We start from the raw sequence: 14,748 nt of genomic DNA, 5'->3' as shown, positions 1-14,748 counted from the left end.
CGCTAGCATAGGACAATCCGCGACGAAGGAAAAGTCATTAACTCCACACAAACAGATGAAGATCGTGTTCAATCTGTCTATAATCAGCGCCCCAAACTGAGGTAGACCATGACTGTAACCACTTTTTCCGAACTCGAACTAGACGAGAGCCTGCTGCAAGCCCTGCAGGAGAAAGGCTATACGCGCCCTACTGCCATTCAGGCAGAAGCCATTCCGGCAGCACTGGAGGGTCGCGACGTTCTGGGTTCGGCACCAACCGGTACAGGCAAGACTGCGGCCTACCTGCTGCCCGCACTGCAACATTTGCTCGACTTCCCGCGTAAGAAGTCCGGCCCGCCGCGCATTTTGATCCTGACCCCAACCCGTGAGCTGGCAATGCAGGTCGCAGACCAGGCGCGTGAAATGGCGAAACACACGCACCTGGATATTGCCACCATCACCGGCGGCGTGGCGTATATGAACCATGCTGAAGTGTTCAGCGAAAACCAGGACATCGTGGTCGCCACCACCGGACGTCTGCTGCAGTACATCAAAGAAGAGAACTTTGACTGTCGTGCGGTTGAAACGCTGGTGCTTGATGAAGCAGACCGCATGCTCGACATGGGCTTTGCCCAGGACATCGAAACCATCGCGGCTGAAACTCGCTGGCGCAAGCAGACCCTGCTGTTCTCTGCCACGCTGGAAGGGGAAGCGATTAAAGATTTCGCCGAGCGCATTCTGAACGAGCCCATTGAGATCGAAGCCGATCCGGCACGCCGTGAGCGCAAAAAAATCCAGCAGTGGTACTACCGTGCGGACGACATCAAACATAAAACCGCGCTGTTAATCCACCTGATGAAGCAGCCGGAAGTCACCCGAGCTGTGGTCTTCGTACGCAAGCGTGAGCGCGTGCACGAGCTGTGTGGCTGGCTGCGCGAAGCCGGCATCAACACCAGTTACCTGGAAGGGGAACTGGTACAGGCGAAGCGTAATGAAGCGATTAAGCGCGTTGCGGAAGGCCGTGTTAACGTGCTGGTGGCGACCGATATCGCCGCCCGCGGAATCGACATTGATGATGTCAGCCACGTGTTTAACTTCGACATGCCGGTCACCGCTGACACCTACCTGCACCGTATTGGCCGTACCGGCCGTGCAGGTAAAAAAGGCATTGCGATTTCACTGGTGGAAGCACATGACAACATGCTGCTGGGCAGGATCTGCCGTTACATCAAGGAGCCGCTGAAAGCGCGCACCATTGATGGAATGCGGCCGACGACCCGTGCGCCGAGTGAAAAACTCAAAGGCAAGCCGTCGAAGAAAGTGCTGGCGAAGCGCAAAGAACTGAAAGACAAAGAGAAGCTGGAAGAAAAACCGCGTGTTAAAGAGCGTCACCGCGACGCTAAAAACGTGGGTAAACGGCGTAAGCCGACCGCAGCCAAAACGGACAGTGCTGAATAATCACGCTGCCTGACAAAAAACTGCCCCATCGGGGCAGTTTTTTTTGCCTCAGACGGACAGAAACAGGGCTGATGTCAGACAGAGAACGCCATGATGCCCTTTTCTCATCCTTCTTCAGCCAGCCTTCTGACCGGGCAGTGATATCGACCTTTGTTATCAAAAAGTTAATAAAAAAGGCGACAGGTGAGTTATTCACCTGCCGCCCTGTCAGCCTGCCCGATTAGGGGTTACAGGCTTTCAGTAAAGGTGCGGGTAATCACGTCACGCTGCTGTTCTGGCGTCAGTGAGTTAAAACGGACGGCATAGCCAGAAACACGGATAGTCAGCTGCGGGTATTTCTCCGGATGTTTCACCGCCTCTTCCAGCGTTTCGCGGCTCAGCACATTCACGTTCAGGTGCTGGCCACCCTCTACGCGAACCTCAGGCTTCACTTCCAGAGGAATTTCACGGTATTCAATCTGACCGAGGTCGCTGACCGGCACCACCTGATCTTCGCTGTAACCGGCTTTCGCACACACACAGCGTGCTTCGGCTGTGTCACTGTCCAGCAGCCAGAAAGAGTTCAGTAATGCGCTGTTGCTTGCTTGAGTAATTTGAATTCCAGTAATCATAGTGTCGCCTCCCAGGCAATAAGGCACTGATAGCCATTATCAGCGCCAGGTTGATGAAAAAACCGTGATCTTATCGGTTCTGTATACCAGTACCGCAAAGCGGGCTCTTTGATACAAATCAACCCCTGGCCAGGCAGTACCCTGTGTAAAAAGGCAACATTCTGTTTTATATCAATTTTATCACCACGGTAAATTCCGCTTTTTCTGCAAATTTTCAAAAATTTTTTAAGTGTTACCGCCTGGCAAAGCGCGTTAAGCTACGCGCTTTGATGAATAAAAGGAGACGGCGGTGGTGAATACCATGACGTGGCACGATGTGCTGGCAGAGGAAAAAGAGAAACCTTACTTCCGAGAGACACTGGCTATGGTTGCCGCAGAGCGTGCGGCGGGTAAGACCGTCTATCCCCCGCAAAAAGACGTGTTTAACGCCTTCCGCCTGACCGAACTGGGCGACATTAAAGTGGTGATCCTGGGACAGGATCCCTATCACGGTCCGAATCAGGCGCACGGACTGGCGTTCTCCGTTCTTCCCGGTGTCGCAGTGCCGCCCTCGCTGGTGAATATGTACAAAGAGCTGGTCACAGACATCCCCGGCTTTGAGCGCCCGAAGCATGGTTATCTTGAGAGCTGGGCACGTCAGGGGGTGATGCTGCTCAACACGGTACTCACAGTAGAGGCGGGTAAGGCACATTCCCATGCGAAGTTCGGCTGGGAAACCTTCACGGATAACGTTATAGCGGCGATTAATCAGCATCGTGAGGGGGTGGTTTTCCTGCTGTGGGGATCGCACGCGCAGAAAAAGGGCAGCATTATTGACCGCAGCCGCCATCACGTCCTGCAGGCACCGCACCCTTCCCCGCTGTCCGCACACCGCGGTTTCTTTGGCTGTGCCCACTTTTCGACAACTAATCAGCTGCTGAGTGAGAAGGGTGAAACGCCTGTCGACTGGGTCCCCCGACTGCCCGCTGGTTCCTGATTTCAGACAGGGGGCCCGCCCCCTGCCCCTCATGTCACCCCGTCTGTTAACATTTCCACACGTAATAAGGCGATTTGCGTCACATTTTTTATCAAGATTTCCCATTTCCTGCCGATTTGATCGGCTTCAGGGAGCATATCCATGTTCCCGACACGGGCCGGAATGAATTCAGGGGGAAATAACGGATGTTATCTGTGAAAAATATGAAAGTAGGCGTTCGCCTCGGGGCTGCATTTGCCCTGATCATACTGCTGTTGATCGTCGTCAGCGCCACCGCAACGATTAAGATTGGCAACATTAACCGCACGGTGGACAGTATGGTCAGTGACCGCTATCTCAAGGTTCGCCTGGCCTTTGACGTACGCGACGGAGTGAACGATCAAATCAAGTTTTTACGCGGTATGGTGCTGGATGCTGCCACCCCGGAGAAAAATGCCAAACGTTTTGGCCAGCTCGACAGCGCCACGCAGAAAACCAATGCCGCTATTGAAAGCATCGCGCGACTGCAAAGCACCGAAATCGGCATTAAGAAAATTCAGGAGGTGAAAGCGGCGGCGCAGCGCTTCGAGCAGGATAAGCAGACCCTGATCGCCCTGATCCGCGCAGGAAATGTTGCCCCTGCCACCGAGTATGTCCTGCGAAAGATCACCACCAGCCAGAATGCGTTTCTCGATATTGTGGTCAGATTTGCCGACTCCCAGTCCGGACAACTGCAGGCTGAAGGGGCGAATGCCGTCAGCGATGCCTCAACGGCCATCCGGGTAACGGTAATCTTCTCGCTACTGGCAGTGGCCATGGCCGTTCTGTTGGGCTTTTTGCTGACCCGTTCGATCGTACGCCCACTGCGGGAAGCCGTAAACGTGGCGGAAAATGTTGCCGCTGGTGACCTTCGCACTGCCATTCATGTGACGTCTACCGATGAGACCGGTCAGCTGATGATGGCGTTGAAAAACATGAATGAAAACCTGCTGAAAATCGTTAACGATGTCCGTGCCGGTTCCGATCTGATTGCGACCGCCTCCGGCGAGATTTCTGCGGGGAATATGGATCTCTCTTCCCGTACCGAACAGCAGGCCAGTTCTCTCGAAGAGACGGCTTCAGCCATGGAACAGATAACCTCAACGGTAAAACAGAACGCCGATAACGCACGCCAGGCCAATCTACTGGCTGCCCAGGCCTCGCAGGTGGCGATCCAGAGCGGAGATGCCGTCAGGCAGGTAGTGAACACCATGGAGATGATTAACGGATCGTCGAAAAAGATTGTCGACATTATCAGTGTCATTGATGGCATCGCTTTCCAGACCAATATCCTGGCGCTGAATGCGGCAGTCGAAGCGGCGCGTGCCGGTGAACAGGGCCGCGGCTTTGCCGTGGTGGCTTCTGAAGTACGCAGCCTGGCCCAGCGGTCGGCCTCAGCCGCGAAAGAGATTGCCCAGCTGATTCAGGACTCGGTTTCACGGGTAGATGAAGGCGGTCGTCAGGTGGCGAAGGCGGGTCTGACGATGGATGAAGTGCTGACCAGCGTGAAAAACGTAACCGGAATTATTGGCGAAATCACCATTGCCAGCGCCGAGCAAAGCAGCGGGATCGATGAGATTAATATGGCCATTACCCAGATGGATCAGGTCACGCAGCAAAATGCCGCGCTGGTCAATGAATCCGCCGCAGCCGCTCAGTCGATGCAGGAGCAGGCAGAGCAGCTTTCGCTGGCCATTCGCGCGTTCAAAGTAAATGAACCGACTTACGCGTAAGGATTTCTGACAAAAAAATAGCCGCAGAATGCGGCTATTGGAGACTGGGGCGACGACAAAACGTCGCCCCTAAGCCATCAGCTTTTCGCTTTCGCCACGGCAACCATCGCCGGACGCAGCAGGCGACCATTGAGGGTATAACCCCGCTGCATCACCATTATCACGTGATTCGGCGCCACGTCTTCAGACTCCATCATCGACATCGCCTGATGAACCTCTGGGTTAAACGGCACATTGATATCGCCCACCACTTCCACGCCGAACTTGCGCACTGCGCCCAGCAGGGATTTCATGGTCAGTTCGATACCCTCAATCATTGAGGCCAGCTCAGGATTGGTTTTATCAGCCACTTCCAGCGCGCGCTCCAGGCTATCAATCACTGGCAGCAGCTCGTTGGCAAATTTTTCCAGCGCAAATTTGTGCGCTTTTTCCACATCCTGCTCGGTACGGCGACGGATGTTTTCGATCTCAGCCTGAGCACGCAGCTGGGCTTCACGCACCCCGCCCAGCGACTCAGCCAGTTGTGCTTCCAGTTCGGCAATACGTTCATCACGCGGATCGATCACTTCAGCTGTCTCCGCGTCCTGGGTTTGCGCCTGCTCCATCTCAATATCGTCTGAGACTTGCTCGTTAGGTGTGTTCTGTTCTTTACTACTCATGAATTTCTCCGCGTTTGTGCATATTCATTTCGCTGGTTCGCTTATTATGGGGATCAGAATCGCGGTTTCAAGGGAACCAGTCACATTGTCGGAGGAGTTTACCTCGTGAGGAATGCCAGGAACATGAATAACCACTTCAACTGCATCGGTATCGTCGGCCACCCACGCCATCCTACCGCACTGACCACTCATGAAATGCTGTATCGCTGGCTGACAGCGCGCGGCTATCAGGTGATTATTGAGCAGCAGATTGCGCGTGAGTTAAAACTGGAAGGCGTAGAAACGGGAACACTGGCAGAGATTGGCCGCAAGGCGGACCTGGCCGTTGTTGTCGGGGGCGATGGTAATATGCTGGGGGCCGCCAGAGTGCTGGCGCGCTACGATATTAAGGTGATTGGTATTAACCGTGGCAATCTCGGCTTTCTCACCGACCTTGACCCCGATAATGCCCAGCAGCAGCTGGCCGATGTACTGGAAGGTGAATATTTCGTTGAAAGCCGCTTCCTGTTAGAAGCGCAGGTCTGCCGTCAGTCAGGAACACCGCGCGTAGGGACGGCCATCAATGAAGTGGTGCTGCATCCGGGGAAAGTGGCGCATATGATCGAATTCGAAGTCTATATCGATGAGAATTTTGCGTTTTCCCAGCGTTCCGATGGCCTGATCATCTCGACACCCACCGGATCCACGGCCTATTCACTGTCGGCAGGTGGCCCCATTTTAATGCCGATGCTTGATGCGATTGCTATCGTCCCGATGTTCCCCCATACCCTGTCGGCCCGCCCGCTGGTGATCAACAGCAGCAGCACCATTCGCCTGCGTTTTTCCCATATGCGCAGCGACCTGGAGATTAGCTGTGACAGCCAGATAGCGCTACCGATTCAGCAGGGGGAGGATGTCTTAATCCGCCGCAGCGATTATCACCTGAATCTAATCCACCCCAAAAACTATAACTATTTCAACACATTAAGCTCCAAGCTGGGCTGGTCAAAAAAATTATTCTAAATCTGTCGCAAGCTTGTTTACTGTTTATAAAACCAGTATATACTGTATGAAAAACCATATCTGTGTTTTCATACAGGAAGACAACTATGCTGGCACAACTGACCATCAGTAATTTCGCTATTGTACGCGAGCTGGAGATCGACTTTCAGCGCGGAATGACGGCCATCACCGGAGAAACCGGTGCGGGTAAGTCCATTGCTATTGATGCGCTGGGGCTGTGTCTGGGTGGTCGTGCCGAAGCAGATATGGTGCGTCAGGGGGCCGCCCGCGCCGATATCTGCGCGCGCTTCTCGCTGAAAGATACCCCTCCGGCACAACGCTGGTTAATTGAAAATCAGCTGGATGATGGCAATGAGTGCCTGCTGCGTCGTGTGATCAGCAGCGACGGCCGGTCGCGTGGCTTTATCAACGGCACGGCCGTTCCGCTCTCGCAACTGCGTGAGCTTGGCCAGACACTGATTCAAATCCACGGCCAGCATGCCCACCAGCTTCTGTTAAAACCCGAACATCAGAAAGCCCTGCTCGATGCCTATGCAGGCGAACCCCTGCTGATGCAAAACATGGCCCGGCATTACCGCCAGTGGCATCAGAGCTGCCGGACGCTGGCACAGCATCAGCAGCAGTCCCAGGAGCGTGAAGCCCGCCGGGAACTGTTGCAGTACCAGTTGAAAGAGCTGAACGAGTTCGCCCCGGTCAGCGGCGAGTATGAGCAGATCGACGACGAGTACAAACGCCTGGCTAACAGCGGCCAGCTGCTTTCCACCAGCCAGCAGACGCTGCTGATGCTGGCTGACGGCGAAGAGAATAACCTGCAAAGCCAGCTGTACACTGCACGTCAGCTGATGACGGAACTGACCGAGATGGATGATAAGCTCAGCAGCGTATCGGCCATGCTGGAAGAAGCCGCCATTCAGATCAGTGAGGCCAGCGATGAGCTTCGCCACTACTGCGATCGGCTGGATCTCGATCCTAACCGTCTGCATGAACTGGAACAGCGCCTGTCGCGTCAGATTGGCCTGAGCCGCAAGCACCATATCGCCCCGGAAGAGGTTCCGCAGTTTCATCAGCAGCTGCTGGCGGAACAGCAGTTACTCGATCAGCAGGAAAGCGATCAGGATGAACTCAGCCAGGCGGTCAGCCTGCACTATGCCGCCGCACTGCAATGCGCGCAGGAACTGCATGAGCGTCGCGTGCACTTTGCCGCTGAATTGAGCGCCCTGATCACCGACAGCATGCATACGCTGTCGATGCCGCACGGTCGCTTCACCATTGAGCTTCAATTCAACCCTGACCACCTGACGGCCGAAGGCGCTGACCGCATTGATTTCCGCGTCAGTACTAACCCGGGCCAGCCGGTTCAGCCGCTGGGCAAAGTCGCCTCCGGCGGTGAGCTGTCGCGTATTGCACTGGCGATTCAGGTGATTACCGCACGTAAAATGGACACGCCGGCGCTGATTTTCGATGAAGTGGATGTCGGTATCAGCGGGCCAACCGCTGCCGTCGTGGGCAAAATGCTGCGTCAGCTGGGCGAGTCGACTCAGGTGATGTGCGTGACCCATCTGCCGCAGGTGGCTGGCTGTGGCCATCAGCATTTCTACGTAAGCAAAGAGACCGATGGCGCGATGACCGAGACGCATATGCGGCCGCTGGATAAGCGTTCACGCCTGCAGGAGCTGGCGCGTCTGCTCGGTGGTAGCGAGGTGACACGCAACACGCTGGCTAACGCCAAAGAGCTTTTAGCCGCCTGACCATTGCACTTTTTCACCACTTTGTGGTCATATCGTTGCTCCGTAGAGGTTTTAAACTACGGAAAGGTTTATTATCATCGGCAAGTTACGCGGTATCATCGTTGCAAAATGATAAACCCGAAAGACCCGGAGCTGCGGTTTCAGGGGATATGAATATAGCCACAAAGGAATAAACATTGATTATGCGCTGTAAAACGCTGACTGCTGCTGCGGTGGTTCTTCTGATGACGACTGCGGGTTGTTCTACTCTGGAGCGCGTGGTTTACCGCCCGGATATCAATCAGGGTAACTATCTGGTCGCCAACGATGTTGCGAAGATCCACACGGGAATGACGCAGCAGCAGGTTGCTTATACTCTTGGCACGCCGATGATGCATGACCCGTTTGGTAACAACGTCTGGTACTACATCTTCCGTCAGGAACCTGGCCATGAGCCAGTGAAACAGCAGACGCTGACCCTGACCTTCGATAAAAGCGGTACGCTGACCAATATTGATAACAAACCGGCGCTCAGTAAGAACGAAGGCTGATCGCTTGTAGCAGATCCCGCCCCCTGCTTCCGGTCGGTATGCAGTCAACGGCGGGGTAAGGCGGGGTCAAATGATTCAAAAAATAAGGCGCTCACTGCGCCTTATTTTTTTGCTGCCCGTTCTGCACGCTGACGGCGCAGATCTTTCGGGTCGGCAATTAATGGCCGGTAGATCTCAACGCGGTCCCCGCTCTGCACGATATCGTGCAGCTTCACCGGACGGCTGAATATCCCCACTTTGTTTTCCTGCAGATTGATGTCGCTGCGCAGCGTCAGTAAACCCGAAGCAATAATCGCCTGCTCTACGGTACTGCCCTCCTCCACTTTGACACTGTAGAGATACTGTTTTTCGGGCAGCGCATAGACCACTTCAACCGCGATATCAGGCACTGTAGACCTCTTTAGCGCGCTGGGTAAACGCCTGCACCATGCTGCTGGCCAGCTCTTTAAAGATGCGACCAAAGGCCAGCTCAACCAGCATATTGGTAAACTCAAAGTCCAGATTCAGCTCTACCTTGCAGGCATCTTCGCTGAGGGCGGTGAAACGCCAGCCGCCGGTCAGCTTGCGGAAGGGCCCGTCCACCAGCTGCATATGGATGCTTTGATTATCCGTCAGGGTATTGCGCGTCACGAAGGTTTTACTGATCCCCGCTTTGGAGACATCCACCGCGGCGGTCATCTGGTCGTCGCTGGCATCCAGCACCCGGCTACCGGTACAACCGGGCAAAAACTGCGGATAGCTGTCGACATCATTCACTAAGCGGTACATTTGTTCCGCACTGTACGGCACCAGCGCCGAACGACTAATCTGGGACATATCCATTCCTGTCTTTTTTATAACGTAGTAATAATAACATCGCAGGCAATCAAACAAAAATTCTCTCCTGCTAACCATCTGCTAAAATACCCGTTTCCCCTGCCCAGGATGTTACAGGGGATGCCATTAATCACTGCATCATGTAAACTAAGTGGCACTATGACAAAGAAAAAAGCAAATAAACCCGGTTCCGCGACCATTGCCATGAACAAGCGCGCCCGCCACGAATACTCCATCGAAGATGAGTTCGAAGCCGGGCTTTCGCTCCAGGGATGGGAAGTTAAATCTCTCCGCGCCGGTAAGGCCAACATCAGCGACAGCTACATTATGCTGCGTGATGGTGAAGCTTACCTGTTCGGGTCAACTTTCCAGCCGCTGAGCGTAGCTTCATCGCACTATGTCTGCGACCCGACGCGCAGCCGCAAGCTGCTGCTGAAAAAACGCGAGCTCGACACGCTGATTGGTAAAGCCAACCGTGATGGTTACACCATTGTGGCGCTGTCGATGTACTGGAAAAATGCCTGGGCTAAGCTGAAAATCGGTTTAGCCAAAGGTAAGCGAGAGCATGACAAGCGCGATGACATTAAAGATCGTGAGTGGAAATTAGACAAAGCACGTATTATGAAACACTCAAATCGCTAACCTACTGGCACAGCGACAGGTTTTTCTGATATACTGCTAAACAGTACTTGGGGCTGATTCTGGATTCGACAGGATTTGCGAAGCCCTAGGAGCATGCCGAGGGGCGGTTTGCCTCGTTAAAAGCCGCAAAAAAATAGTTGCAAACGACGAAAACTACGCACTAGCAGCTTAATAACCTGCTTAGAGCCCTCTCTCCCTAGCTTCCGTTCTTAAGACGGGGATTCAAGAGAGGTCAAACCTAAAAGAACTCGTGTGGATACCCGGCCTGGGGTTGAAGCATTAAAACCAATCAGGCTAGTTTGTCAGTGGCGTGTCTGTTCGCAGCTGACCGGCGAATGTAAAGACAGACTAAGCATGTAGTGCCGACGGTGTAGTAATTCTGGACGCGGGTTCAACTCCCGCCAGCTCCACCAAATTCTTGGTCGATTGGTTACCAGACCCATTCGATGAAGTCCTGAAAGCCCGCAAGGCGTAAGCCCTGCGGGCTTTTTTGTGCCTGTAATAGTCTGAGAGATCCAGCCAAATCCTGTATTAGTGCTATACGGTAAGATGTATGCCAATCACGTAAACCAATTCATGTAGAAAGCTTCGAATGGCACGGGCTACCCATCCTATCACCACAACGAAGTTCTTCGATCCAAAGCCATTGATACAGATTTGACGCTCCAGAATAGTGATCACGCTGTGCATCCAATCAGTTTAAGTTGAGGGGCAAAATTTTCATCGAACTCATTTACGATAAGCGCAACGTTGCAGAATTTCCAAACGCCAGGGAGCTGATCCTCTCTGAACTGGAGAAGCGCGTGCATCGTGTGTTCCCGGATGCAGGGGTCAAGGTTAAACCGATGGTAACCAACACCATCAACACTGACGCAAGCAAAGGCGACAAAGCGAAACTGGCTGCGATCATTGAAGGGATGTTCGAAAAGCCCGACAGGTGGCTTGTGAACAATATGTGATGTACCAGGCCGGGATGATGGCCACCCTCCCTGTTCATTCATCCAGCCTGATTGAATTCCCATAGCTTGTAACTCATTAGCCCAGGTTATCATAGGGTAAAGCCCGGCAGCCGGAAAAAGCTTTTAGCTAAGGAGATAGCATGTCAGTTTACATGTATGTGGCAATCCCAATGTTGTGTGTTGCGGCACTAATGTTCTATCTGGCGCGAAAGAGGCGTGAGAAGAACTTTCTGATCCCGGGGCTGGCCATGCTTGTGGCTGGCTTCGTAAACGCCGTGCTTGGGCTGACTATCGGTTAGTGGCCGGAAGAGATGTTCGGGTAAACTTACGGCATTTTGCTTTAGTGCTTACTGCAATGGCCGCAATATTTATACATTCATGGACGCTATGCAAAATAATGAAAGCAAATAATCTTCATGTTATAGAGACAGTTAACTGCATAATAGATTGTGCTACTCAGCCATTTTTATGCAGGTGCGATGATGAGCGTTACGTTGTAAAAGGCACGCTGACCTGCCCCCAGGATTAGATACAACGCTCAGTGAGTAATGTCGATCCTGTGACCTGTACCCATCTGCAAAATAACAGCCGCGAGTCGGCTCTTGCCGGTTCTGACATGCCCTTCTCTGCCCCTGTTCATGCTTCTATCCCCTGTCCGATCGGCCTGTCACTGAAAAATGTCACTCTTCGACGCCGCCACCCCCACAAACCGCGTTTTTTTCGGTAAAATGGCCTCATTGTTCAGCCTCTGCCATTTGTTCTGAGTCGCCGTCTTTGTTATTGATACGAAAAGCGGCCGAAATAAGGTATAAAGCCGCATGAAAATCCCAAAACGAATCCAACCGCTGGTCGATGACGGCCTGATAGACGACGTGCTTCAGCGCCTGAAAAGCGGTAAAGAAGCTGACGTTTACACGGTGCTGTGCGGTGACAAGATACAGTGTGCCAAAGTGTATAAAGAGGCCACGCAGCGCAGCTTTAAGCAGGCCGTGCAGTACCAGGAAGGGCGTAAAGTCCGCAACACGCGTGACTCCCGCGCCATGAAAAAAGGCTCACGCTTCGGGCGCAAGCAGCAGGAAGAATCCTGGCAGATGGCCGAGGTCGATGCGCTGTTCCGTCTGGATAATGCCGGGGTGCGCGTGCCGCAACCTTATCTCTGCGTAGAGGGCGTGCTGCTGATGGAGCTGGTCACCGATGCAGAAGGCGCCGTCGCGCCCCGCCTCAGCGATGTGATCCTGACGGAAGAGAATGCCGTTACTGATTTCAATATCATGATCCGTAATATCGTGCGCATGCTCTGTGCGGGTATCGTGCATGGTGATTTATCCGAGTTTAACGTGCTGCTCGATGCCCGTGGCCCGGTCATTATCGACCTGCCGCAGGCTGTCGATGCGGCGGCCAACAACCTGGCAGAATCCATGTTTGAACGTGATGTGAATAACATCACCGCCTACTATGGCCAGTATGCGCCGCAGCTCCTGAAGACGCGCTACGCCAAAGAAATATGGATGTTGTATGAAGATGGCAAACTCACTCCGGAAGTGGCGCTCACCGGCCTGTTTGTTGAAGAGACACATGAAGTGGATATGGGCTCCCTGATGGATGAGATCATAGCCGCCGAAGATGAATTTTATGACCGTCAGCGCGCCAGCAAAGAGCGGGACGACGAAGACGACTGACAGCCAATATCGCCAGCGCTGACAGCCCACGGGGTCACCTGTGGGCTTTTTTTATGCCTGCGTCCGGCCACTCCCCGGCAGTAATGACACAAACAATGTGTGGTGATAAGGATCTCTTAAGAACGCCAGGTATAATAGCGCTCTCCACACCGCAAACTTAGGGATAACAATGAAAAAACACCTGATCATTCTCAGCTCAACGCTTATCGCCAGCTGTTTTTTTTCCGTGCAGGCCAGCACCACGCTGACCGGTTGCGCAGCTAAACAGCAGAATATCCAGCAGGAAATCCAGTACGCGGAACAGCAGGGTCATCCGCACCGCGTGGCGGGTCTGAAGAAAGCGCTGAAGGAAGTGACCGACCACTGCACAGACAGCAGCCTGCTGAAAGAGCGTCAGGCAAAGGTGGCAGAAAAACAGCGTAAGGTGCAGGAGCGTGAGCAGGAGCTGACAGAAGCCAAAGCCGATGGCCGGCAGGACAAAATCGATAAAAAAACAAGAAAACGGGATGAGGCCCGCGAAGAACTTAACCAGGCTGAAGCAGAATTAACCCGATAAAGCTGCACCAGAACGTCCTGCGCCAGGGCGTTCTGTTCTCTTACCGGCCCTCATGTCGTTCCCTTTCCTTTTTTTAGAGATTTCTTAGCAAGCGCTAAATGTAAATAAATTCTCTTTTCGGCATTACTAAAACCAGTTAATCGTCACTCCCATCCTGATAATAAAACGGCCAGCCAATTATTGATTAAACATAAAAAATTACAATTGATAAAAAAGCGTGCCTGTGACTGACATATCGCATTTTCTGGAATGAAAAAAGGGAAGACTGTCGCTATGCTCCTGCGATCCCTTCTCATCAGCTACATGGATTGTAATAAATGAAGAAACTGCCACAAGTCAAAAGCAATATAATAGCCGGATTCCTTCTTTGCTCTGTACCATTGGTGCCCGTCTTCGCGGGAGTGCCTAACGCCGTCATCCCTGATTCATTGGATTATCATGGAGATACAGATCCTCTTATGACGCTGGATGAGAAAAAAGCAGAAAACTCACCCGATCTTTTTGGTGAAACAACGGGGCCTCTGCCATTTTTTGGCAAAGAGATCCGCAAGCGAGGTTATGATTTACCCGATCCCTATGGGATTGGTTTTAATTACATGAATATGCATCAAAATATTAAGGTTAACAGTATCGACTTTTCTAACCTTAAAATCCCTTCACTTTTTCCCGGCATGTCTCCCATTCCGATTGGCAGCGATCTGTTTAATATTAACGTTGGCCATACCCGGGAAAAATCCAAAACTGAAAATGCCCGGCTGGACACCTGGTTATTTCCCTTTATGAATGTCTACGGCATTATTGGTCATACAAAAGGGAGCTCGGTTTCTGATGTCTCCGTCTGTGCGGTGGGTGCCTGCCCGCCACAGCTCAAGAATATCAATTTTACGCTGAAATTTAAGGGAACCACCTACGGTGGCGGGACAACACTGGCCTATGGTTATCACAACTGGTTCGGCACGCTGGATTTCAACTATACCCGCACAGACTTCGACATTCTTGATGGCAGTACGTCAGCTTTCACCTTCACGCCGCGCGTCGGCTATCGCTTCACCGTACCGGGATTTGAACGGTTTTCCATTCCGGTATCACACGCCAGTGTATGGGTAGGCAGCATGTATCAGGATGTCTCTCAGAACTTCAGAGGCAGTCTGGGTAATCTGAACATGCCGCAAAACCTGGTGCAGCTGGTGAACTTCGTCAACAAAGACGACCAGGGACGTTTTCGCGTTAAGCAGCATTTGCAGTCACCGTGGAACGTGCTGGTCGGCGGGCAGTACGAAATTACGCGTAATTTCAATGTCATTACAGAGGTGGGTTTTGAAAAACGTAACAGCGTGATGGTCGGTGGCGAGTTTCGTTTCTGAACATGTGGGCTAACATTG

The 14,748-nt window shown here is 52.8% G+C and carries 16 protein-coding genes and 1 other RNA gene; 13 read left to right on the top strand and 4 right to left on the bottom strand.

Annotation, left to right across the window (positions count from 1 at the left end; translation table 11 throughout):
* Positions 1-108: 108 nt before the first annotated feature.
* A complete protein-coding gene (gene srmB / locus EPE01S_RS10480; RefSeq protein WP_062744585.1) occupies positions 109-1,437 on the top strand; it encodes an ATP-dependent RNA helicase SrmB in 1,329 nt (442 codons plus the stop codon).
* Between the two features lie 227 nt (positions 1,438-1,664).
* On the opposite strand, the gene grcA is transcribed toward srmB, so the two are convergent.
* Positions 1,665-2,048, bottom strand: a complete 384-nt coding sequence (gene grcA, locus EPE01S_RS10475) for an autonomous glycyl radical cofactor GrcA (protein WP_062744584.1) — start codon at positions 2,046-2,048, stop codon at positions 1,665-1,667.
* A gap of 289 nt (positions 2,049-2,337) precedes the next feature.
* Here grcA and ung point away from each other — a divergent pair, with 289 nt between their 5' ends.
* Together ung and EPE01S_RS10465 are read left to right on the top strand one after the other, a co-directional pair.
* Complete coding sequence (gene ung, locus EPE01S_RS10470; protein ID WP_062744583.1) at positions 2,338-3,024, top strand: uracil-DNA glycosylase; 687 nt, start codon at positions 2,338-2,340, stop codon at positions 3,022-3,024.
* A gap of 185 nt (positions 3,025-3,209) precedes the next feature.
* The gene (locus EPE01S_RS10465) at positions 3,210-4,775 is read left to right on the top strand and encodes a methyl-accepting chemotaxis protein (protein ID WP_062744582.1); all 1,566 of its coding nucleotides are present in this window, start codon (positions 3,210-3,212) and stop codon (positions 4,773-4,775) included.
* A 77-nt stretch (positions 4,776-4,852) separates the two neighbouring features.
* Here the strand turns inward: EPE01S_RS10465 and grpE are convergent, their stop codons facing one another.
* Positions 4,853-5,434 (bottom strand): nucleotide exchange factor GrpE, encoded by a 582-nt coding sequence (gene grpE / locus EPE01S_RS10460; protein ID WP_062744581.1) that lies wholly within the window; start codon positions 5,432-5,434, stop codon positions 4,853-4,855.
* Positions 5,435-5,557: 123 nt separating this feature from the next.
* Here grpE and nadK point away from each other — a divergent pair, with 123 nt between their 5' ends.
* The 3 genes from nadK (at position 5,558) to bamE (ending at position 8,714) form a co-directional block, all read left to right on the top strand.
* Positions 5,558-6,436 carry an NAD(+) kinase gene (gene nadK / locus EPE01S_RS10455; protein ID WP_062744580.1) on the top strand — a complete coding sequence of 293 codons (879 nt, stop codon included), beginning with the start codon at positions 5,558-5,560 and terminating at the stop codon, positions 6,434-6,436.
* Between the two features lie 86 nt (positions 6,437-6,522).
* Positions 6,523-8,184, top strand: coding sequence for a DNA repair protein RecN (gene recN, locus EPE01S_RS10450; protein WP_062744579.1), 1,662 nt, complete (start codon positions 6,523-6,525; stop codon positions 8,182-8,184).
* Positions 8,185-8,366: 182 nt separating this feature from the next.
* The gene (gene bamE, locus EPE01S_RS10445; protein WP_062744931.1) at positions 8,367-8,714 is read left to right on the top strand and encodes an outer membrane protein assembly factor BamE; all 348 of its coding nucleotides are present in this window, start codon (positions 8,367-8,369) and stop codon (positions 8,712-8,714) included.
* 101 nt (positions 8,715-8,815) lie between these two features.
* Here bamE and EPE01S_RS10440 read toward each other — a convergent pair whose 3' ends face one another.
* Both EPE01S_RS10440 and EPE01S_RS10435 read right to left on the bottom strand, forming a co-directional pair.
* Positions 8,816-9,103 (bottom strand): RnfH family protein, encoded by a 288-nt coding sequence (locus tag EPE01S_RS10440; RefSeq protein ID WP_062744578.1) that lies wholly within the window; start codon positions 9,101-9,103, stop codon positions 8,816-8,818.
* Complete coding sequence (locus tag EPE01S_RS10435; protein WP_062744577.1) at positions 9,096-9,530, bottom strand: type II toxin-antitoxin system RatA family toxin; 435 nt, start codon at positions 9,528-9,530, stop codon at positions 9,096-9,098. The genes EPE01S_RS10440 and EPE01S_RS10435 overlap by 8 nt, the downstream gene beginning before the upstream one ends.
* A gap of 159 nt (positions 9,531-9,689) precedes the next feature.
* On the opposite strand from EPE01S_RS10435, the gene smpB reads away from it, so the two are divergent.
* The 7 genes from smpB to EPE01S_RS10405 all read left to right on the top strand — a co-directional run bounded on the left by smpB (position 9,690) and on the right by EPE01S_RS10405 (position 14,730).
* The gene (gene smpB, locus EPE01S_RS10430) at positions 9,690-10,172 is read left to right on the top strand and encodes an SsrA-binding protein SmpB (protein ID WP_062744576.1); all 483 of its coding nucleotides are present in this window, start codon (positions 9,690-9,692) and stop codon (positions 10,170-10,172) included.
* Between the two features lie 49 nt (positions 10,173-10,221).
* Positions 10,222-10,585: a transfer-messenger RNA gene (gene ssrA, locus EPE01S_RS10425) on the top strand.
* A 303-nt stretch (positions 10,586-10,888) separates the two neighbouring features.
* Entirely contained in the window at positions 10,889-11,131 is a 243-nt protein-coding gene (locus EPE01S_RS10420; RefSeq protein ID WP_062744927.1) for a DinI-like family protein, read from the top strand.
* Positions 11,132-11,271: 140 nt separating this feature from the next.
* A complete protein-coding gene (locus EPE01S_RS23425) occupies positions 11,272-11,430 on the top strand; it encodes a hypothetical protein (RefSeq protein WP_157076007.1) in 159 nt (52 codons plus the stop codon).
* Between the two features lie 519 nt (positions 11,431-11,949).
* Complete coding sequence (locus tag EPE01S_RS10415; RefSeq protein ID WP_062744575.1) at positions 11,950-12,810, top strand: PA4780 family RIO1-like protein kinase; 861 nt, start codon at positions 11,950-11,952, stop codon at positions 12,808-12,810.
* 169 nt (positions 12,811-12,979) lie between these two features.
* Entirely contained in the window at positions 12,980-13,366 is a 387-nt protein-coding gene (locus EPE01S_RS10410; RefSeq protein WP_062744574.1) for a DUF1090 domain-containing protein, read from the top strand.
* Between the two features lie 317 nt (positions 13,367-13,683).
* Positions 13,684-14,730, top strand: a complete 1,047-nt coding sequence (locus tag EPE01S_RS10405) for a hypothetical protein (protein ID WP_137268829.1) — start codon at positions 13,684-13,686, stop codon at positions 14,728-14,730.
* The last annotated feature ends 18 nt before the right edge of the window (positions 14,731-14,748 follow it).

The sequence above is a fragment of the Erwinia persicina NBRC 102418 genome (assembly GCF_001571305.1).
Taxonomy (GTDB): Bacteria; Pseudomonadota; Gammaproteobacteria; order Enterobacterales; family Enterobacteriaceae; genus Erwinia; species Erwinia persicina.
Note: the sequence above shows the minus strand (reverse complement) of the source record. Positions and strands in the feature narration are given on the sequence as shown.